Genomic DNA, 19163 nt, shown 5'->3' on the forward strand with positions numbered 1-19163 from the left:
CAGGCGCCTTACGGCTGTGCGGTTGAAGCGGCGGCCGCCGGCGCGGCCGCCGTAGCCGCCGGTGCCGGCAATGGCGCCACCTTCGCGCCGTCGTCTGCCCGCCGCTTCAACCCACCTTGCTTGAACAGGTCGCTCGCCACTTGGTAGTAGGCGATCGCGGTGTCCACCAGGCCCTGCTTCACCGGCGTGACAGGCGTGGCGTCGCCGGTGGCAAAGTCCGGCTTCAGCTGTTCGAGGCGCCTGCGCGGTTCGAGGATGGTGAGCGTGTCGCCGTGCACGTAGCCCAGTTTCTCGTAGGTGCCTGGCAGCGCATGGCCCCCGTCCGGCGCTTCCTGGAACACGTCCTGGCCGAAGAAGCGCGTGCGGTAGCTGAAGTCGAGCAGGCCGAGCAGGGTCGGCGGGATGTCGAGCTGGCCCATCAGCGCCTCCACGCGCCGGGGCTTGAACTGCTTGGGCGCGTAGATCCACAGCGGAATGTGGTAGTGGTTGATCGGAATACTGGTCTTGCCCGCGCTGGAAGCGCAGTGGTCGGCGGTGATCACGAACACCGTGTCGTCGAAATAGGACTTCGCGCTCGCACGCTTGATGAAGTCCTCGATCGACCAGTCGGTATAGGCCACCGCGCCCGGCCGCGACGGCGCCTGCCACTTCACCCGGCCCTCCGGGTAGGTGTACGGGCGGTGGTTGGAGGTGGTCATGATGTGCAGGAAGAACGGCTTGCCGGCGGCATGCGCGTCGTCCATCTGCTTCAGCGCCAGCGTGTACAGATCCTCGTCGGAAACGCCCCATACGTTCTGGCTGTGGATGGGCGTGCCCGGCGCGATGGCGCCGCGGTCCACCGTCTTGTAGCCGTTGTGGCTGAAGAAGTAGTTCATGTTGTCGAAGTAGCCGTAGCCACCGTAGACGAACTCCGACTCGTAGCCGCGATCGTTGAAGATGCTGGCCAGCGAGAACAGGTTTTCGTTGTCGTGCTCACGCACCAGCGAATCGCCCGGCGTGGGCGGCACCGACAGCGACAGCGCCTCCAGCCCACGCACGGTGCGCGTGCCATTGGCGTAGAGGTTGTCGAAGAAGATGCTCTTGTCCACCAGCGAGTCGAGGAAGGGCGTCAGGCCTTCCTTGTTGCCGAAGGTGCCCAGATAGTCGCCGGACAGGCTCTCCACGCTGATCAGCACCACGTTGAGATGCTTCTCCGGACCCGCCGCGCGGATCTCGCGGGTGAGGTCGCGCGGGTCGTTGCTGGTAAAGCTGGCGTTCGGTGCCTTGAGCTGTTCGCGCACCAGCCGGAACGCCTCGTCGTCGGGCAGCGAGCGGTAGAACTTCTTGTAGTCGAGGTGGCTGCTGCGGAACGCGGCGAAGAACTGGTAGATGCCGTTGCCGGCCAGTTCGTTGACGTAGTTGTTGGCGGTGCGGTCCTTCATCTCGCCGTTGACCGCGGCCACTGAAATCGCGGTGAGCAGCAGCCACACCAGCGGCACGCGGGCGCGCTGCATGAGCGTGCTGCCGTCGTCGCGCGCGCGCAGGCCGCGCCGGGAGAGCACGAACACCACCAGCGCCAGCACCACCAGCAAGGTCAGCCAGGTGCCGATGGGGTAGGACTCACGGATGTTGCCGATCACCTCGGTCGTGTAGACGAGGTAATCCACCGCGATGAAGTTGAAGCGCGAACTGAATTCGTTCCAGAACACCAGCTCCGACGCCGCCACGAACAGCAGGCCGTACAGCAGCAGCAGCCCCAGGATGTACAGACCCCACTGCCCGCTGGCGCGGTTGTAGGCCAGCGCAGGCAGCGGCAGGAAGAACAGGAATACCGGAATCAGCGGCCGCACGTCCGCCAAGTGCGCGTGCCACAGCAGGTGCAGCACGCCGAAGCAGGCGGCGAACAGCACCACCAGGATGGCGAGCCAGGCCAGCCAGCGCATCAGCCCCGTCACCGACGCGCGCCGGGTCGGCACCAGCCACAGGAACAGCACCATCGGCCAGGCCAGGTAGAGGAAGGTGACCAGGTCGTAGCCCAGGCCCACGCCGAAGGCGTACAGCCAGTTCACCGGGTTCGGCGTCACGTTGCTGCCGGACATCACCAGCAGGGCGATGCGGGTGACGAAACTGATCGCGACGAAGGTGATGCCAAGCCACCACAGCGGCCGGAACCGCTGACGCAGCGGCGAGGGAGAGAACAGGGCGCGCGACACGGGCAGCTCCAGGGACAAAGGGAAAATGCAGGGGTGCCGGCACGGCCGGCATTCCGATAGGCGTTATACCCGCACGGGCTTAGATGTTACATAGTTTCATTTCGACGATAGCCGCGACGCGCGCGCGCTCCATCGCCGCGCCGATCGCCGGCCCCTGCAGTCCCTGCGCCACGAAGGGTGCGGCGACCACGGCTGCGGCGGCTCCGCGGGCACGGCGCAGGTAGTCGGCTTGCGGGTAGTCGTCGTGTTCGTGCCCCAGCCGGCCGCGCTTGTCGGCGAGGCAGGCGGCGAGAAAGCTTTCCAGCCGCTCCGGCCGGCGCAGCGCGTCCAGCGCGGTGAGCAGTTTCAGCACGGTGGCCGGCTTCAGTTCCAGCGCGCGATGTGCGTTGAGATGCTCGCGGCAGACCAGCTCGGCCAGCACGGCGTGCTCGGTCGGCACCTTGAGTCGCGTCGCCAGTGCGCGCAACGGCGCGACGCCGCGTTGTTCGTGCATCACGTGCCGCGGCAGCTCGTCGACGGGCGTCAGCGCCTTGCCGAGGTCGTGGGTGAGCGCGCAGAAACCCACCAGATCGTCGCCCGGCGCGATGCCAGCGGCGGCGTCCAGCACCATCTCCACATGCACGCCGGTATCGATCTCGGGGTGGAATTCCGCCCGCTGCGGGATGCCGTACAGCGCGTCGACTTCCGGGAACAGCGCGCGCAGTGCGCCGCAGCCGCGCAGCACGCGCAGGAAGGCGGAGGGCTGCGCCTCGCCCAGCGCCTTGCGCGTTTCCGCCCATACCCGCTCGGGCACCAGGTGATCCACTTCGCCCGCGGCGACCATATGCCTGAGCAGCGCCATGGTCTCATCGGCCACGCTGAAACCCAGCGGCGCGAAGCGTGCGGCGAAGCGTGCCACGCGCAGCAGGCGTACCGGATCCTCCACGAAGGCGGGCGAGACATGTCGCAGCACGCGCGCCTCGAGATCGCGCACGCCACCGAACGGATCGATCAGCACGCCGTGCTCGTCTTCGGCGATCGCGTTGATGGTCAGGTCGCGCCGCGCCAGATCCTGCTCCAGCGTCACCGCCGGATCGGCGTGGAAGGCGAAGCCGTGATAACCGTGCCCGGTCTTGCGCTCGGTGCGCGCCAGCGCGTATTCCTCGCCCGTGTCCGGATGCAGGAATACCGGGAAATCCTTGCCGACCGGCCGGTAGCCCTGCGCCAGCAATTCGTCGGGGCGCGCGCCCACCACCACGTGGTCGTGATCGACCACCGGCCGTCCCAGCAGTTTGTCGCGGACCGCGCCGCCGACCAGATAGATGCGCATGCAGGGATTGTTGCACGGCGCGACGTGCGCCTCGCGCGTGCTTCAGCGCCGGCGCCGCGCCGTATCCAGCCGCCGTTGCCGCGGCGAGCCTTCGAGCAACCGTGGCAACCACGGCGTGAACGCCTGCGGCACGATGCCGAGCGCCGCGTAACCGTCGATCTTGCCGACCGAATCGGTGCGCAGGGAGCGGAAGTTGTCCAGCGTGAACGGCTTACCGGGGAGCAGTCCGGCGACCTGTGCCTGCAACCGGCCCAGGCTGTCGGGCAGCGGGATGATCGGCGTGCGCAGTCCGGCAGCGGCGCGGATCGCACGCACGATGCCGTCCAGCGTGAGCACCTCGGGGCCGTACAGCTCGAAGCTGCGCCGCCGTCCACGCGCGGGTGCGGCGACGCAGCGGGCGATCGCCTCGGCCACGTCGCCCACGAAGGTGGGGGCCATGCGCGCGTTCGCGCGCGCCAGCGGCAGCACGGGCAGGCGCCGCAGCAGCGTGGCGAACCGGGTCACCAGGCCATCGCCTTCGCCAAAGATCACGCTGGGCTGGTAGATCGTCCAATCCAGCGGCGAAGCCTTTACCAGCACCTCCGCCTCGCCACGGGTCTTGAGGTACTGCGACAGGCCCTGGCCGGCCTTGAGCGCGCTCATCTGGTGCAGGCGCGGCACGCCGGTCGCGGCGCAGGCGGCGATCAGGCGACGGGTCAGTTCCCCGTGCGCGCGCTGAAGCGTATGCGGGCCTTGCGGATTGAGGATGCCGACCAGATTGACGGCCGCATCCGCCCCGGCCAGTGCCTGGCGAAGCGCGTCGTCGTCGTACACGTCGACGCTGCGCACGCGCACGCCCGGCAGTACGGCCAGCGCGCGGTGCCGCTCGCGGTTGCGCGAGAGCACGTCGATGCGATGCCCGTCGGCAACCAGTCGTGGCAACAGGTGGCTGCCGACGAAGCCGGTACCACCGAGGATGACGAGTCGCTGTGCGGCCATACGATCCACCCTGGCTCAGCGGCGGCGGCTGGTGGCTGGAGCAGGCGCGCCGCTGTCTGTCGCGGATGCCGCGCTGGCCGGCAGTTGTACCGAGCTCGTCGGCGCAGGCGGCGGCGGGGCGGGGCAGTCCACCGTCTTGCGCGGAGTCAGGCTGTTCGGCAACGCATAGGGCTGGCCGAACGGGGTGAGCCGACCGGAGATCGGCAGCGCCGAGCCGTGCAGGCGCCAGTCGTAGATCACGCTGAAGGCCATCACGCGTGTCACGTATTCGCGGGTTTCCTTGAACGGCATGGTGGCGATGAACAGATCGGGCGCCAGCGCGTTGCGCGCGTCCACCCATTGGTCGACGCGGTTGGGGCCGGCGTTGTAGGCGGCGCTGGTGAGCCAGGGCATGCCGTTGTAGCGCAAGGCGAGTTGCGCCAGGTAGCGCGTGCCCAGCGCGATGTTCACTGCGGGGTCGTACAAGCTGTCGCCGCCCGCCCACGTCAGGCCACTGCGCCGCGCCACTTCGGCGGCAGAGCCGGGCACCAGCTGCATCAGGCCACGCGCGTCGGCGCCGGAGCGGGCGTCGCTGACCCAGGCGCTTTCTGCGCGCAGGATGCCGTAGGCCCAGGCGGGGTCGATGCCGGCCTGCTGGGCCTGCGGCACCACGCCATCCTGGCTGGCCAGCGGGAAGCGCAGTGCGTAGTAGCGCAGCGTGTCGCCATAGGTGAAGGTGAACACCGCGCGGTCGAACCAGCCGCGGCGGTTCGCCAGTTCGGCGGCCTGTTCGCGGGTGCCGGCATCGGCGCCTTCCAGTGCGCGCGACCATTCGCGCCGGGCGAGTTTCGGCAGATCTACCGCGTACAGCTCGAAGGCGCGCAGCAGGCCGGGTTGCTGCAGCAATAGCTGTTCTTGCTGCGGGTTGCCGACCGGCGCCAGCGGGCAGATCGCATAGGACTGCTTGAGTTGGTCGGCGGCGAGAAAGCCGTAGAACGTGGCTTCGCCGGCCAGATCCTGATAGATGCCCTGCGCTTGTTCGGGGTGGCCGGTGGCGGCCAGCGCGCGGGCGCGGAACCAGCGCCATTCGCCGTCCTGTTGCTGCGTGGAGGGCATCGCCGCGATCGCCGCCAGTACGGCGGGCCAATCCTGCTCGGCCAGCGCTACGCGCGCGCGCCATTCCCGGGTGGCGGCTGTCTGCGCGGCAGCGGGCAGGGCGATCAAGCGATCGAGCGCCATGGTGTCGAAGTCGGTGGCGTGGAACAGCGCCAGGGCACGTTGGACCGTTTCGCGTTGCGTGCTGCTGAAGGGAAAGCGTGCCTGCAGTTGCTGCCAGGACGCATCCGCGGCCTTGGTGTCGCGCCGCGCCTGGCGTTCCAGCGCCAGCGTGGCGGCCTGGCGCGCGCGGGCGGTATTCGGCCAGTTCGAAGCGGCGGCCAGTGCGGCGGCGGGGTCGCGCAGGGCCTGTGCCAGCCGCTGCGCCTCTGCGTCCTGCGGTGCGGGCAGCCACGGTGCCAGTGTGGCGATGGTGCCGCTCTTGCCGGCGTCGGTGGCCCGGTCGATGCGTGTCCACAGTCGCGTGGTCGTCAGCAGTCCCTGGTCGTGCGCGGCCTGCAGCACGGGGTCGCAGGCGCCGGGGAGTTCGGGGCGGCTCCACAACGTGGCAAGGTCGGTGTCGAAGTTGAGTGGTGCGCCACCGGCCATGCGCGCCTGCAAGGCATCGCAGGCGAGCGCGTCGCCCAGGCCGGGCTGGTACAGCGCGAGGAAACTGCTCCAGTCCTTGCGCCGCGCCAGCTCCAGCAGGAAGTCGCGGCGCAGGTCCTGTGCCGGGATCAGCTCGGGGTACTGCTTGAGGTATGCCTGCACCGTGGCCAGGTCGGTCTGGCGGATGTCGTGTTCCAGCGCGGCGGCAGGCAGATAGGGGTACAGCGGATAGTCGCGCAGTTGCGCGGCCCAGGCGCGCCAGCCGTCGCCGCCTTGCTGTGCCGACGCCCAGGCCTGCTTGAAGGCGGCGCGTTGTGCTTCGTCAGGTGCAGCCGCGCGCGCGCCGGTGGTGGTGGCGAGCAGGGCACTGCCGGTCAGCAGCAGGGCCGCCAGGTGGGTGAGGGAACGGCGCCACGGCGCTGCCTTCGCGAACATGGAAACTCCTTGGTGATCCCCCGTCCCGGATTGTAGTGGATGCGTCCCGGCGCGCCGACCGGTGCGCAGGCTTTTGTTCCGCGCGTGCCTGATAAGCTGGCGCACCTCATCCTTCGTCCACACAGATCCGGCATGTCGTTTTCACCAGCGTCTCGCAGTCGTCGCCTCGTCGCCTGGCTGGTCCTGGTGCTGCTCGTGCTGGCCGGTGCAGCGTGGTGGTGGCTGGTCGGGCGGCCGGTGGATCTGCCCGACGCGCCTTCGGCGCGAATCGCCTGCGTTTCCTACGCGCCGTTCCGCGAGCCGGGCGAGACGCCGCTCGATCCGAATGCCTTCGTGAGTCCCCAGCGCATCGATGCCGACCTGCGTGCGCTGTCGGAGCGCTTCGACTGCGTGCGCACGTATTCGCAGGGGCAGGGCCTTTCCGCGGTACCGGGCATCGCGGCGCGTTATCACATGCAGGTGCTGATGGGGATCTGGCTGGGCCGGGATGCGAAAGCGAACGCCGAGCAGATCGCACTGGGCATCGCCACGGCGCGCAAATACCCGCAGGTGTTGCGCGGGGTGATCGTGGGCAACGAAGTGCTGCTGCGTGGCGAGCTGTCTGGCGCGCAGATCGCCGATGCCCTCCATCAGGTGCGCGCGGCGCTGCCGGCAGGTATCCCGGTGAGCTATGCCGACGTGTGGGAGTACTGGCTGCGCCATCCCGAGCTTGCCGATGCGGTGGATCTGGTCACCATCCACATCCTGCCGTACTGGGAGGACCAGCCGGTGCCGCCGGAGCGTGCGATCCAGCATGTCGAGGAGGTCTATGGGAAGGTGCGGCGCGCCTTCCCCGGCAAGCGCGTGATGATCGGCGAAACCGGATGGCCCAGTGAGGGCCGCCCGCGCCGCAGCGCCAACGCCAGCGTGGTGAACGAGGCGCGCTATCTGCGCGAGTTTCTGCGCTACGCCGCCAGCGTGGACATGCCGTACAACGTGATCGAGGCCTTCGATCAGCCGTGGAAGCGCGCGCAGGAAGGCACCGTGGGCGGCTACTGGGGCATCTTCGACGTGCAGGCGCAGCCGAAGTTCGCGATGCAGGGACCGGTGGTGGAGGTGCCGCGCTGGTGGCTGGGCTGGCTTGCCGGTGCGGCGGGCGCGGGATTGTTCGTACTGGCCGGCCTGCGCCGCCGCCGCTGGCAGCGCGGACGCGGCTGGCTGGCGTTGGGTCTGGCCGGCTTCGCCAGCGGCGCGGCGCTGGCCTGGCAATGGCGGCAGATGGCCTATGCCTGTCGCGATGCCTGGGAGTGGACGCTTTCGCTGGCGGCTTGTCTCGCCGCGCTGTTCACGGCGTTGCGACTGGCCAGCTGGCTGGCGGGACGTCTGGCAGGCGCACCGTTCAAGCCCGCGCCGGCGGGGCGGCTGCGTTTTGCATGGCTGTTCGTGCTGGCGCTGTATGGCTTGCTGCTGGTGTTCGACGGTCGCTATCGCGACTTCCCGCTGGGCTTGTTGGAGCTGCCCTGCGCGGGTTATGCGCTGGTGGCCTGGCTGGATGAGCGCATGCGCGCGCCTTCGCGCGAAGCGCTGTTCCTCGCCGCCTGGCTGCTGGTGCTGGCAGCCGTGGTCGTGGCTCAGGAACTGGGCGAGAACCCGGTGACCTGGCTGTGGCTCGCGCTCAATCTGTTGATCGCGGCGCCGGTGTTCGCAGCGTGGCGGCGCGCGCGTTTCGTGCCGACTGCCGCAGGCACTATGCTCGACGACCCCCGTTGATAAGGATGGAAATCATGCGCCTCGACAAACAACGCATCGTGGTGACCGGCGCCTTCGGCACCCTGGGGGCCGCCGTGGTACGCGCCGCGCTGGATGCGGGCGCCGCGGTCGCGGCCATCGACCGCGCGCCGGTGCCGGCGGACCTGGGCGCGGCACATGGCTTCGGCGGCGTGGACATGGCCGATACCGTGGCGGCGAAGCATGCCATCGATGCCGCGGCCGGAACGCTGGGCGGCCTCGATGCGCTGGTGAATATCGCCGGCACGTTCCGCTGGGAGACGCTGGCCGATGGCGATCCCGACACCTGGGACCTGCTTTACCGGATCAACCTGCGCACCGCGGTGGCAGCGAGCAAGGCCGCGCTGGCGCATCTGTCCGATGGGCACGGGCGCATCGTCAACATCGGTGCGGCCTCGGCACTGAAGGCCGGCGCCGGCGTAGGCGCCTACACCGCCTCCAAGGCGGGCGTGCTGCGCCTCACCGAGTCGCTGGCGGAGGAATTGAAGCCACGCGGCATCACCGTCAACGCACTGTTGCCCAGCATCATCGACACGCCGCCGAACCGCGCCGACATGCCCGACGCGGATTTCAGCCGCTGGGTGAAACCCGAGCAGCTGGCAGGCGTGATCGTGTTCCTGCTCTCGGACGCGGCGTCGGCGATTACCGGCGCGCTGATTCCGGTCACGGGGCGGGTGTAAGCCGAGCCGTGGCCTTGCCTGCGCCCTGCAGATGCACGAGGCGCAGGCAGCCGATCAACAGCGCCAGCGCACCCGGCTCGTAGTTGTAGAGCTGCAGCGCGACTGCGCCCAGCGCCGCGGCCAGCCAGGCCAGCGCAGGTGCGCGGCGCAACAGCGCCAGCGCGGCGACGAGGATCGCGGCGATGCCATAGACGTCGTGCAGGAAGCCCGATACCAGCGCCTGGCGCAGCGTGCACCACGCGGGCACCTGCGCCGCCGTGCAGATCTGCGCCATCGCCGGCGGCTCGATCAGGCCATAGCGCAGCCAGACCGCGGCAAGGCCCGCCAGCACGATCAGCAGCCAGGGAGCAAGCGTGCGCGACAGGCGTGCGGTCATCGGTGATCTCCGTGGCGTGGCGCGCCGCTTGCGGGCAGGCGGATCTCCGCCGCCAGCGCCAGATGGTCTGAGAAAGCCTGCGGCAGCGTCCACACCTTCTCCAGCGACACCGAGGGCGATGCGAGGATGTGGTCCAGCGCGCGCTTCGGTTTCCAGCTTGGAAACGTGGGCGTGGGCTGCTCGGGCGGCTGCAGTCGCGTATGGGCGAACAGGTGGCGCATCTCCGCGCTTTCGATGTCGGTGTTGAGGTCGCCCATCAGCACCGCGTGCGGGTGGTCCTGCAGGATTTCGGCAATGAAACCCAGTTGGCGCGCGCGCGACGGCGCACTCAGCGAGAGGTGGGCGACCATCACCGCCAGCGCATTGTGGCCGGCGCCGAACCGGGCCAGCAGCGCGCCGCGTCCGCGCAGGCGGCCAGGCAGCGGGTAGTCGATCACCGCGCTGGGCTCGATCCGGCTGATCAGGCCGTTGGCGGTGTGCGACAGCTTCGCCACCGGCCGGTTTGGCTGGTGGCTCCAGTACGGCATACCGGCAGTCTCGGCGAGGTAGCGGGTCTGGTTGAGGAAGCCCGAGCGCAAGCTGCCTGCATCGGCCTCCTGCAAGCCGATCACGTCGAACTGCGGCAGCAGTGCGGCGAGGCGATCGAGGTTGTCGATCTTGCTGCGCCCCGGCAGTACCGCGTTGAGGCTGCGGGTGACGTATTCGCTGTAGCGCTGCACGCTGGCGCCGGCGAGGATGTTGCAGCTCAGCAGGCGCAGGCGGCGTTCGGCGGGGGCAGGCGTACGATTCATGGAGCGCTGTACGGTACACGCAGCAGGCCGCGCCGGACGTGAACGCCCGCGCGGGGACGGTCAGACGGTCACTTGCCGCTCTTGTCCGCTTCGGACAGCTCGCGCTTGGCCAGCCACTGCGTCACGGCAGACAGTTCGTCCAGCGTTTGCACGTGGGCGACGCGATACTTGCCGTCGATCACGATGCTGGGCGTGCCATCCACGCCCCACTGCTGGATCAGCGCCAGGTCCGCCTTCAGTTTCGTGGTGGCGGCATCCGAGCTGGCGAGGCGCATGAATTCGGCGCGGTCGACGCCTTGGCGGGCGTAGAAGTCGGCCAGTTCGTCCAGCGAATTGATCGGATAGTGCTGGGCGAACTTTTCCTTGAACAACTCGAGATGGGTGCGATCCACCACGCCCAGCTGGTCGGCCGCGTAGTAGGCGCGCGCGAACGGCAGCCACTCGGCACTGAACGGTGCCGGCACCAGTTTGAACTTCACGCCCTTGGGCAACTGCGCCTTCAGCTTCTCCGCGATGGGAGAGAACTCGGCGCAATGAATGCAGCCGTAGGAGAACACCTCGACCACCTCCACCTTGCCCTCGCTGCTGTAACGCTGGTGCGGGCCGGGCAAGGTCACGTACTGGTCGCCCTCGGTGTACGGGGCGGGCGTGCCGGATTGTGCGGTGCAGGCGGTGGCCAGCAGCAGGCCGGCGATCAGGGTCAGTGCGCGCAGGCGGGCGAGGTGCTTCATCATGGGGATGCTCTGCAAGGTGGTGCTGGATGGGTAAGGTGGCGCCGGCTTACTTGCCGGCACCCGCGGCGGCTTCCTTCGCCACCAGCCATTGAATCACTTCGATCGTGCGCTGCGTGCTGCCGATGTCGTGCGGCGAGACGCGGTACTTGCCGTCCACCACGATGTTGGGCGTTTCGTTCACGCCGTAGGCCCGCTGCATGTCATCGGCCTGCTTCATCTTGGTGTTGACCGAGAAGGAATTGGCCACTGCGATGAACTCCTTGGGGTCCACGCCGAATTTGGCGTAGAACTTCGCGATGTCCTCGATCGTGGGCCATGCGCCCTTGGGCTTGGGCTGGCCGTTGGACAGATCGTAGGTGGACGTCTCGCCGGTCTTCCAGGTGGCGTCGTAGAAGGCATCGTGCGCCTTGGCGCGCACGCCCAGCGCCTCGGCGGCGAAGTACGCGCGCTGGTACACCACCCAGTTTTCGTCGGGGCGCATCGAGGAGGGCAGGTAATGCACTACGGCATCGGACGGCAGGCCGTGTTCGATCTGGTCCATCGTGCCGTGGAATTGCCAGCAGGCCGGGCAGGCGTAAGAAAACACCTCGACCACCTCGATCTTGTCGGTGGGGATGAACTTGGGCTGGGCCGGGTCGATGCGGTAATAGTCCTTGCCCTCGACCCACTTGCTGTCGTCGGCGACAACCGCGGCCCCCGGAGTCGCGGCTGCCGCGGTGGCCGCGGCGACAGGCGCGGCGGCACTGGCCGCGGCGGCAGTGGTGGTGGCCGGCGCAGCGCTGCTCGCCGATGCCGCTGTGCTGGTGGCCGCGGGTGCGGCCGTAGCTGGTGTGGTGCTGGCGGGTGCAGGCGTAGCCGGTGCGGCGGTGCCACCGTCGCCGGCATGGCCGCAGGCAGCGAGTGCCAGCCAGGCAGCACACAGAATCGGCAAGCGCTTCAGCATCGGTGCTACCTCGGGCAGGGGGCGGAACGGGAGTGACGGCGCCGGTTTACTTGCCGGCACCCGCGGCGGCTTCCTTTGCCACCAGCCACTGGGTCAGTTCGACCGCACGCTGCACGGTGTGCACGTCGGAAGGCGAGAAGCGGTACTTGCCGTCCACCACGATGGTGGGCGTGCCGGGCACGCCGTAGGCCTTGATGAGGTCGTCGGCCTGCTTCATCTTGGTGTTGACCGAGAAGGAGTTGGCCACCGCGGCGAATTCCTTGGGGTCCACGCCGAATTTGGCGTAGAACTTCGCGATGTCCTCGATCGTGGGCCAGGCGCCCTTGGGCTTGGGCTGGCCGGTGGACAGGTTGTAGGTAGCCGTTTCGCCGGTCTTCCAGGTGGCGTCGAAGAACGCGTCATGGGCCTTGGCGCGCACGTCCAGTGCCTCGGCGGCGTAGAACGCGCGCTGGTACACCGGCCAGTTTTCGTCCGCGCGGAACGCCGCGGGCAGGTAATGCACCACGGCGTTCGGCGGCAGGCTCTTCTCGATCTGGTCCATCGCGGAGTGGAAGGAGTTGCAGGCCGGGCAGGCGTAGGAGAACACCTCCACCACTTCGATCTTGTCAGTGTTGACGGCCTTGGGCTGGGCCGGATCGATGCGGAAGTAATCCTTGCCTTCGACCCACTTGCCGTCGTCGACGAACGGCAAGGCGGCGGCCGGAGTTGCGGCTGCCGCCGTCGCCGCGGCAGCGGGCGCGGCGGTGCTTGCCGCGGCGGCAGTGGCTGCGCTGGTCGGCGCGGCGCTGGCTGCCGGTGCCGGCGCGTTGGCGGTGGCGGGCGCGGCCGGCGTGGTCGCGGCGGTGCTGGCGGTCGCGGGTGCGGCCGGCGCAGCAGTGCCGTTGTCGCTGGAGTGGCCGCAAGCGGCCAGCGCCAGCAGGGCGGCGCACAGGATCGGCAGACGCTTCAACATGGGTTACCTCGGTAGTGCGATTACGCGGGACGCGGATGCGACGGCGTGCCGCCGGCGCATCCGGTAGGGATCAGGGCGTGGCGGCGGCCGGCTTCGGCAGGTCCTCTGCCGTGGCGGGATGCAGGCCTTCGACGTAGCTGGCCAGCGCGGCGATGTCATCCGTGCTCAGCTTCTGCGCGATGGCCGGCATGACCTGCGAGTGCGCGTCGGTGCCCCAGCTGGTGCCGTCGTGCCAGGCCTTCAGCGTGGCCTGGATGTACTGCGCGTGCTGGCTCTCCAGCTGCGGGTACATCGCGCCGGGATTGCCGCGGCCATCGATGCTGTGGCAGGCCATGCAGGCGGGAATGCCGCGCTTGACGTCACCCTCGCGGAACAGCTGCTGGCCGTGCTCGACCAGGGCCTGGTCGGCCACGCCGGGCAGCGCGGTCTTGCTGGCGAAGTAGGCGCCGACATCGTGCATGTCCTGCTCGGACAGCGGCGTGGCCATGCCCAGCATGATCGGGTTCTGGCGCTTGCTGCTCTTGAAGTTTTCGAGCTGGTGGACGATGTACTGCTCACTCTGGCCGGCCAGCTTGGGGTATTGCGGATCGGTGGAGTTGCCGTCCATGCCGTGGCAGGCGCCGCAGGCGGCGGCCTTGCCCTGGCCCGCGGCGGCATCGCCGGGCTTCGCCGCCGCTTCGGCAGTAGCCGGCGCAGCAGCAGGCTGGGCAGCCGTGGCGGCCTTGGCCGGCTCGGCCGTCGACTTGGCGGCATCCTGCGCTATCGCCGTACCCGCAGCCATGGCGAAGATCAGGACTGCGGCAGAGCTGAACACGGCGGGTCGAAAACCTGCGAACCGAAAACCCATACACTTCCCCTCCCAGAAACTGTCGAAGGCTGCCAACGCCGGTCGGTATCGGCGCCACGGGCAGAAACCATCGGATTATCCCCATGCCTTCGCACTCCGGTCAAACCATGCCCAACCCACTCCACGGCGCGCAATTCGTGCTCGCCGCCCACCGCGTCAACCAGCTGCCGCCGGATCTCGGTGCCGAGGTGGCGTTCGCGGGCCGTTCCAATGCCGGCAAGTCCAGCGCGCTCAACGCGCTCGCCGGCCACAAGGGGCTGGCGCGCACTTCCAAGACGCCCGGCCGCACCCAACAGATGGTCGCGTTCGCACTGCCGCCGTTGGCGCAGGGCGAGGGCGTGCCGCCGCTCACAGCTCGCCTGATCGACCTGCCCGGCTACGGCTACGCCAAGGTGCCGGAGGAGCTGCGCGCGCACTGGAAGCAGGAAATCGACGCGTATCTGCACCACCGGCAGAGCCTGCGCGGTGTGGTGCTGATCGCCGACATCCGCCATCCGCTGAAGGAGTTCGACCGGATGATGCTGGACTTCTGCTTCGCCACCGGCTTGCCTTGCCACTTGCTGCTGACCAAGGCCGACAAGCTCTCGCGCAATCAGGCCGCGCAGGCGCTGGCGGCGATGCGCAAGAGCTTTCCCGATGGCCTGCACGCTACCGCGCAGGTGTTTTCCTCGCCGGCCGGTACCGGCGTGGACGAGGCGCGGGCGCGGGTGGCGGAGCTGTTGCGCACGCCGCGCGAGTGACGATTTTGCCGCAGCGGCAGATCGTCGCAGCCGGGGCGGAAAAGGTGGTTCAGGTCGCGAGATTCGCCATGAACACCGCGCACAGCGCCTCCATGCCGGCGCGGTCGTCGTCGTCGAAGCGCGCCACGTGCGGGCTGTCCACGTCCCATACGCCGAGCAGGCTGCCGTCGGCCTTCACCAGCGGCACCACGATCTCCGACTGCGAGGCGGCGTCGCAGGCGATGTGGCCCTCGAAGGCGTTGACGTCGCGCACTACCTGCGTCTGCCGCGTCTGCGCGGCAGTGCCGCATACGCCCTTGCCCAGCGCGATGCGGATGCAGGCGGGCTTGCCCTGGAACGGGCCGACCACGAGTTCGTTGCCGTCGTACAGGTAGAAGCCGCACCAGTTGAGCCCTGGCAGGCTGTGGAACACCAGCGCGGAGAAGTTCGCCGCGTTCGCGACCAGGTCGCGTTCGCCGGCGAGCAGGCCACGGGCCTGCTGCACGAGATCGGCGTAGTGCCCGCGCTTGTCCGCGTAGGCCTGCGTATTCAGTTCGAACATGGCTTGGGTCCGCCGGCAAAGCCCGTATTATGCGCGTGTCGCCATAGGGAGGAATGCGCATGAGCCTGATCGAGCATCGCGAAGGCATCGAGGCGGGGCGGCTGGACATGTTCGTGGACGGCGCGTTCGCGTTCACGCTGACCTTGCTGGTGATCGGAGGCGACGCGGTGCCGAACAGCACCGCAAAGCTGATGGAAGTGCTGGGCGGGGTTCCGGCGTTTGCTGCCTGCTTCGCCCAGATCACCATGTTCTGGTACGGCCACGTGCGCTGGCGCCGCTTGTGCATGGGCAGCGACCGCACGGGGCGCTGGTTGTCGCTGTTGCTGGTGTTCTTCGCGCTGATCTTCGTCTACCCCTTGCACATGGTGTTCGCCAGCGTGTTCAACGGTCTCAGCCCATGGTTCCCCAGCGCATTCCAAGCGCACGGCCCGGCGGACATGCGTACTTTGTTCGTCTGCTACGGCCTGTCTTTCGCGTGCATGGCTGGCACGCTGGTGTTGCTGTTCCGGCATGCCGCGCGTTGTGCCGCGCGGGATGGCTCTGGCACGCTGGAAATGCGACGAGAAGCCTTGCTGTGGAGCATCCCGGTGGCGGTCGGCATGCTGTCCGTGGCGACAGCGCTGCTGCTGCCGTTGTCGGCGTCGGGCGGGTGGTGGGGCCTGCCGGGGTTTGCGTATTTTCTGATGATCCTGACCTGGCCTGTGATGAATAACTTCCGCCGGAGGCACGGCGTGGAATGAGCCCATTGTTCGTGTTCGTCGCCGGCACCGATACCGGCATCGGCAAGACCCACGCCAGTTGCGCGCTGCTGCACGCGCTGCGCGCGAGCGGCCTGCACAGCACTGGCATGAAGCCGGTGGCCAGTGGCTGCATCGAGACGACACACGGCTGGCAGAACGAGGATGCGCTGGCGCTGCGGGCGGCCAGCAGCACGCCGCTGCCGCCTTACACGCTGAGCAATCCGGTGGCGCTGCGCGAGCCGCTGTCGCCGCATCTGGCCGCGGCGCACGAGGGCGCGACGATCGCCTTGCCGCCTCTGCGTGCCGCTTTCGACGCGTTGTGCGCCGGGCACGACGCAGTGGTGGTGGAAGGCGTGGGCGGCTGGCGCGTGCCGCTGGCGCCGGGGCTGTTTGCCTCGGAGATCCCCAGGCAGTGGGGCTTGCCGGTGATCCTGGTGGTGGGGCTGCGCCTGGGATGTCTGAGCCATGCGGTGCTGAGCGCCGAGGCGATCCTGGCCGATGGCTGCCGGCTGGCGGGTTGGATCGGCAACCGCATCGATCCAGCCATGGAGGCGGTGGAGGAGAACCTCGCCACCCTGCATGAACTGCTGCCCGCGCCCTGTCTTGGCGTGCTGCCGCATGGCGTGGCGCCGGCGCGGGCGGCCGCGGGACTCAATCTGGCCGTACTGATTGGTTGAATTCACATCCGGCATGCCGGCCTGTACGCATGCTGGCGATTACTCGCAGGGAGAAGCCATGACCAGCCGCAACCACTACTACCTTTCCATCGCCGATCTGGCCCATGCGCGCGGCGGCGATGCCGCGCTGAGCTGGAACGGCGCCGGCCCCGGCGATTTCGCGGCCGCGCTGGAGGAGGCGCTGCGCACCCCGCTGCTGTTCGAGCGCTGGCGGGCACAGCAAGCGGAGCCGGACGAGGTGGATGCCGCGCTGGGCGCCACCGACGCGCAGGCGCAAGTGCGCGCACGGGTGGCCGACCTGCATGTCGAGGTGGACGTGCTGACCAGCCTGCCGATGAGCCTGTTGCGGCAACGCCTGAACTGGCTGATCGGCGCGGCGTGGCAGTTGCGCGACGTGCGCCCTGCGTGATGTCCATGCACCGGCGGCACGCGGAGTTTCGCTGCGCTGCCGCTGGCAAAAACCGGTCCGGTGTCATTAGAGTCGGCGGCTGCCGATTCTTTCCGCCCGTCCAGGGCGCCCCGACCGGGAATACCGCATGTTCCGTCTACGCATGATCGTCGTCGCCACCAGCATTGCCCTCGCAGCCTGTTCGCAAGGTTCGAACGAGGCCGGCAAGTCCGCGCCGGCGCCGGCTTCCACCGCGCCGGCCAAGCCGGGCAGCGCCGCCGCGCCGGTGGCCGACGCGAACGCCGCCAATCCGTTCTTCGCCGCCAGCACGCTGCCGTTCCAGGCGCCGCCGTTCGACAAGATCAAGGATGGCGACTACCAGCCGGCGATCGAGAAGGGCATGCAGGAACAGCTCGCCGAGTGGCAGAAGATCGCCGATAACCCGGAGGCTCCCTCGTTCGAGAACACCTACGTGGCGCTGGAGAAATCCGGCGCGCTGCTCAGCCGGGTGATGGCGGTCTTCAACGGCGTCACCGCGGCCAACACCAACGACGCGCTGCAGAAGGTGCAGGAAGAGGAAGCGCCCAAACAGGCGGCGCACGACGATGCCAAGTACCTCGATGGCAAGCTGTTCGCGCGCATCCAGAAGGTCTATGACGAGCGCGCCACGCTCAAGCTCGATCCGGAGTCGCTGCGCCTGGTCGAGGTGACCTATCGCAACTTCGTCCAGCACGGCGCCAAGCTGTCCGACGCCGACAAGACCAAGCTGAAGGCGCTCAACCAGCAGGAGTCCACGCTGGAAGCGCAGTTCAACAACAAGCTGCTCGCCGCCGCGAAGGATGGCGCGCTGGTCATCGACGACAAGGCCAAGCTGGATGGTCTCTCCGACGAGGACATCGCCGCCGCCGCGCAGGCCGCCAAGGATCGCAAGCTGGACGGCAAGTGGGTGATCACGCTGCAGAACACCACCCAGCAGCCGGCGCTGCAGAGCCTCAAGGACCGCGCCACCCGCAAGGCGCTGTACGAGGCTTCGTGGAACCGCGCCGAACGGGGCAATGCCGACGACACCCGCGACATCATCGAGCAGCTCGCGCAGATCCGCGCGCAGGAAGCCAAGCTGCTCGGTTTCCCGAACTATGCCGCGTGGACGCTGCAGGACCAGATGGCGAAGACGCCGGAAGCGGTGATGGGGTTCATGGGCAAGCTGGCGCCTGCCGCGGTGGCCCGCGCCAAGCAGGAGGCCGCCGACATCCAGGCGCAGATCGACAAGGACCAGAAGGCGCTCAACCAGCCCACGTTCAAACTGGAGCCGTGGGACTGGCAGTACTACGCCGAGCAGGTGCGCAAGGCCAAATACGACCTGGACGAGAGCCAGATCAAGCCCTACTTCGAGCTGGACAATGTGCTGCAGAACGGCGTGTTCTACGCCGCCAACCAGCTTTACGGCCTCACCTTCAAGGAGCGCCACGACATCCCGGTGTACAACCCGGACGTGCGCGTGTTCGAGGTGTTCGACAAGGACGGCAAGTCGCTTGCGTTGTTCTACTGCGACTACTTCAAGCGCGACAACAAGAACGGCGGCGCCTGGATGGACAACTTCGTCCAGCAGTCGAAGCTGCTCGGCACCAAGCCGGTGATCTACAACGTCGCCAACTTCACCAAGCCTGCAGCGGGCCAGCCGGCGCTGCTGTCGTTCGACGACGTGGTCACCATGTTCCACGAGTTCGGCCACGGCTTGCACGGCCTGTTCGCCGACGGGCAGTACCCGAGCCTGTCCGGTACCCAGACCGCGCGTGACTTCGTCGAATTCCCGTCGCAGTTCAACGAGCACTGGGCAACCAACGCCAAGGTGTTCGCGAATTACGCGAAGAACTACAAGACCGGCGAGCCGATGCCGCAGGCGCTGGTCGACAAGATGAAGAAGGCCGGCACGTTCAACAAGGGCTATGACATGACCGAGCTGGTGGCCGCCGCCATGCTCGACATGAACTGGCACATGCTGGGCGCCGATGCATCCAAGCAGGACGCCGACACGTTCGAGGCCGCCGCGCTGAAGAAGGACGGCGTCGACTTGAGCTACGTGCCGCCGCGCTATCGCTCCAGCTACTTCCTGCATATCTGGAGCAACGGCTATTCGGCCGGCTACTACGCCTACCTGTGGACGCAGATGCTCGCCGACGATGCGTTCGAGTGGTTCAAGGGACACGGCGAGCTGACCCGCGAGAATGGCGACCGCTTCCGCGGCATGGTGCTTTCGCGCGGCAACAGCGAGGAACTGGCAAGGATGTACAAGGATTGGCGCGGACAGGATCCGAGCATCGAACCGATGCTGATCGACCGCGGCTTGAAGGATGCGCCGAAGAAGTGAAGCAAGGCGCCTCTCCGGGCAC

At 68.2% G+C, this 19163-nt stretch carries 18 protein-coding genes; 7 read left to right on the forward strand and 11 right to left on the reverse strand.

Annotated elements, in window-relative coordinates; genetic code table 11:
* Positions 1 to 8: 8 nt before the first annotated feature.
* The 4 genes from ISP14_RS05685 to ISP14_RS05700 all read right to left on the reverse strand — a co-directional run bounded on the left by ISP14_RS05685 (position 9) and on the right by ISP14_RS05700 (position 6597).
* Entirely contained in the window at positions 9 to 2192 is a 2184-nt protein-coding gene (locus ISP14_RS05685; protein ID WP_404536998.1) for an LTA synthase family protein, read from the reverse strand.
* A 79-nt stretch (positions 2193 to 2271) separates the two neighbouring features.
* Entirely contained in the window at positions 2272 to 3501 is a 1230-nt protein-coding gene (locus ISP14_RS05690) for a multifunctional CCA addition/repair protein (RefSeq protein WP_404537000.1), read from the reverse strand.
* Between the two features lie 42 nt (positions 3502 to 3543).
* Positions 3544 to 4479, reverse strand: a complete 936-nt coding sequence (locus tag ISP14_RS05695) for a complex I NDUFA9 subunit family protein (protein ID WP_404537002.1) — start codon at positions 4477 to 4479, stop codon at positions 3544 to 3546.
* 15 nt (positions 4480 to 4494) lie between these two features.
* Positions 4495 to 6597 carry a transglycosylase SLT domain-containing protein gene (locus tag ISP14_RS05700; RefSeq protein ID WP_404537004.1) on the reverse strand — a complete coding sequence of 701 codons (2103 nt, stop codon included), beginning with the start codon at positions 6595 to 6597 and terminating at the stop codon, positions 4495 to 4497.
* 132 nt (positions 6598 to 6729) lie between these two features.
* On the opposite strand from ISP14_RS05700, the gene ISP14_RS05705 reads away from it, so the two are divergent.
* Together ISP14_RS05705 and ISP14_RS05710 are read left to right on the forward strand one after the other, a co-directional pair.
* Positions 6730 to 8346, forward strand: coding sequence for a glycoside hydrolase family 17 protein (locus ISP14_RS05705; protein ID WP_404537006.1), 1617 nt, complete (start codon positions 6730 to 6732; stop codon positions 8344 to 8346).
* A gap of 14 nt (positions 8347 to 8360) precedes the next feature.
* The gene (locus tag ISP14_RS05710) at positions 8361 to 9044 is read left to right on the forward strand and encodes an SDR family oxidoreductase (RefSeq protein ID WP_404537008.1); all 684 of its coding nucleotides are present in this window, start codon (positions 8361 to 8363) and stop codon (positions 9042 to 9044) included.
* Here ISP14_RS05710 and ISP14_RS05715 read toward each other — a convergent pair.
* The 6 genes from ISP14_RS05715 to ISP14_RS05740 form a co-directional block, all read right to left on the reverse strand.
* A complete protein-coding gene (locus ISP14_RS05715) occupies positions 9028 to 9420 on the reverse strand; it encodes a hypothetical protein (protein ID WP_404537010.1) in 393 nt (130 codons plus the stop codon). The genes ISP14_RS05710 and ISP14_RS05715 overlap by 17 nt on opposite strands.
* Entirely contained in the window at positions 9417 to 10211 is a 795-nt protein-coding gene (locus ISP14_RS05720) for an endonuclease/exonuclease/phosphatase family protein (protein WP_404537012.1), read from the reverse strand. The genes ISP14_RS05715 and ISP14_RS05720 overlap by 4 nt, the downstream gene beginning before the upstream one ends.
* Positions 10212 to 10279: 68 nt before the next feature.
* Positions 10280 to 10945, reverse strand: coding sequence for a thiol:disulfide interchange protein DsbA/DsbL (locus ISP14_RS05725; RefSeq protein WP_404537014.1), 666 nt, complete (start codon positions 10943 to 10945; stop codon positions 10280 to 10282).
* 46 nt (positions 10946 to 10991) lie between these two features.
* Positions 10992 to 11888, reverse strand: a complete 897-nt coding sequence (locus ISP14_RS05730; RefSeq protein ID WP_404537016.1) for a thiol:disulfide interchange protein DsbA/DsbL — start codon at positions 11886 to 11888, stop codon at positions 10992 to 10994.
* A gap of 46 nt (positions 11889 to 11934) precedes the next feature.
* A complete protein-coding gene (locus tag ISP14_RS05735; RefSeq protein ID WP_404537018.1) occupies positions 11935 to 12840 on the reverse strand; it encodes a thiol:disulfide interchange protein DsbA/DsbL in 906 nt (301 codons plus the stop codon).
* A gap of 70 nt (positions 12841 to 12910) precedes the next feature.
* The gene (locus ISP14_RS05740) at positions 12911 to 13687 is read right to left on the reverse strand and encodes a c-type cytochrome (protein ID WP_404537020.1); all 777 of its coding nucleotides are present in this window, start codon (positions 13685 to 13687) and stop codon (positions 12911 to 12913) included.
* A gap of 107 nt (positions 13688 to 13794) precedes the next feature.
* Here ISP14_RS05740 and yihA point away from each other — a divergent pair, with 107 nt between their 5' ends.
* Entirely contained in the window at positions 13795 to 14427 is a 633-nt protein-coding gene (gene yihA, locus ISP14_RS05745; protein WP_404537141.1) for a ribosome biogenesis GTP-binding protein YihA/YsxC, read from the forward strand.
* A 49-nt stretch (positions 14428 to 14476) separates the two neighbouring features.
* Here yihA and ISP14_RS05750 read toward each other — a convergent pair whose 3' ends face one another.
* Complete coding sequence (locus ISP14_RS05750; RefSeq protein WP_404537021.1) at positions 14477 to 14968, reverse strand: GAF domain-containing protein; 492 nt, start codon at positions 14966 to 14968, stop codon at positions 14477 to 14479.
* 59 nt (positions 14969 to 15027) lie between these two features.
* On the opposite strand from ISP14_RS05750, the gene ISP14_RS05755 reads away from it, so the two are divergent.
* The 4 genes from ISP14_RS05755 to dcp all read left to right on the forward strand — a co-directional run bounded on the left by ISP14_RS05755 (position 15028) and on the right by dcp (position 19141).
* A complete protein-coding gene (locus ISP14_RS05755; RefSeq protein WP_404537023.1) occupies positions 15028 to 15708 on the forward strand; it encodes a TMEM175 family protein in 681 nt (226 codons plus the stop codon).
* A complete protein-coding gene (bioD, locus tag ISP14_RS05760) occupies positions 15705 to 16385 on the forward strand; it encodes a dethiobiotin synthase (protein WP_404537025.1) in 681 nt (226 codons plus the stop codon). Before ISP14_RS05755 ends, bioD begins: the two co-directional genes overlap by 4 nt.
* Positions 16386 to 16443: 58 nt before the next feature.
* Entirely contained in the window at positions 16444 to 16794 is a 351-nt protein-coding gene (locus ISP14_RS05765) for a TIR domain-containing protein (protein WP_404537027.1), read from the forward strand.
* A gap of 127 nt (positions 16795 to 16921) precedes the next feature.
* Complete coding sequence (gene dcp, locus ISP14_RS05770; protein ID WP_404537029.1) at positions 16922 to 19141, forward strand: peptidyl-dipeptidase Dcp; 2220 nt, start codon at positions 16922 to 16924, stop codon at positions 19139 to 19141.
* Positions 19142 to 19163: the final 22 nt, after the last annotated feature.

It is taken from the genome of Dyella agri, from assembly GCF_044904705.1.
GTDB classification, from domain to species: domain Bacteria; phylum Pseudomonadota; class Gammaproteobacteria; order Xanthomonadales; family Rhodanobacteraceae; genus Rhodanobacter_A; species Rhodanobacter_A agri.

Excerpts from the sequence above, each read along its gene's own strand:
- ISP14_RS05690 (WP_404537000.1), bottom strand. The coding sequence starts at position 3,501 with ATGCGCATCTATCTGGTCGGCGGCGCGGTCCGCGACAAACTGCTGGGA.
- ISP14_RS05695 (WP_404537002.1), bottom strand. The coding sequence starts at position 4,479 with ATGGCCGCACAGCGACTCGTCATCCTCGGTGGTACCGGCTTCGTCGGC.
- ISP14_RS05700 (WP_404537004.1), bottom strand. The coding sequence starts at position 6,597 with ATGTTCGCGAAGGCAGCGCCGTGGCGCCGTTCCCTCACCCACCTGGCG.
- ISP14_RS05705 (WP_404537006.1), top strand. The coding sequence starts at position 6,730 with ATGTCGTTTTCACCAGCGTCTCGCAGTCGTCGCCTCGTCGCCTGGCTG.
- ISP14_RS05710 (WP_404537008.1), top strand. The coding sequence starts at position 8,361 with ATGCGCCTCGACAAACAACGCATCGTGGTGACCGGCGCCTTCGGCACC.
- ISP14_RS05715 (WP_404537010.1), bottom strand. The coding sequence starts at position 9,420 with ATGACCGCACGCCTGTCGCGCACGCTTGCTCCCTGGCTGCTGATCGTG.
- ISP14_RS05720 (WP_404537012.1), bottom strand. The coding sequence starts at position 10,211 with ATGAATCGTACGCCTGCCCCCGCCGAACGCCGCCTGCGCCTGCTGAGC.
- ISP14_RS05725 (WP_404537014.1), bottom strand. The coding sequence starts at position 10,945 with ATGATGAAGCACCTCGCCCGCCTGCGCGCACTGACCCTGATCGCCGGC.
- ISP14_RS05730 (WP_404537016.1), bottom strand. The coding sequence starts at position 11,888 with ATGCTGAAGCGCTTGCCGATTCTGTGTGCTGCCTGGCTGGCACTCGCT.
- ISP14_RS05735 (WP_404537018.1), bottom strand. The coding sequence starts at position 12,840 with ATGTTGAAGCGTCTGCCGATCCTGTGCGCCGCCCTGCTGGCGCTGGCC.
- ISP14_RS05740 (WP_404537020.1), bottom strand. The coding sequence starts at position 13,687 with ATGGGTTTTCGGTTCGCAGGTTTTCGACCCGCCGTGTTCAGCTCTGCC.
- yihA (WP_404537141.1), top strand. The coding sequence starts at position 13,795 with ATGCCCAACCCACTCCACGGCGCGCAATTCGTGCTCGCCGCCCACCGC.
- ISP14_RS05750 (WP_404537021.1), bottom strand. The coding sequence starts at position 14,968 with ATGTTCGAACTGAATACGCAGGCCTACGCGGACAAGCGCGGGCACTAC.
- ISP14_RS05755 (WP_404537023.1), top strand. The coding sequence starts at position 15,028 with ATGAGCCTGATCGAGCATCGCGAAGGCATCGAGGCGGGGCGGCTGGAC.
- bioD (WP_404537025.1), top strand. The coding sequence starts at position 15,705 with ATGAGCCCATTGTTCGTGTTCGTCGCCGGCACCGATACCGGCATCGGC.
- ISP14_RS05765 (WP_404537027.1), top strand. The coding sequence starts at position 16,444 with ATGACCAGCCGCAACCACTACTACCTTTCCATCGCCGATCTGGCCCAT.
- dcp (WP_404537029.1), top strand. The coding sequence starts at position 16,922 with ATGTTCCGTCTACGCATGATCGTCGTCGCCACCAGCATTGCCCTCGCA.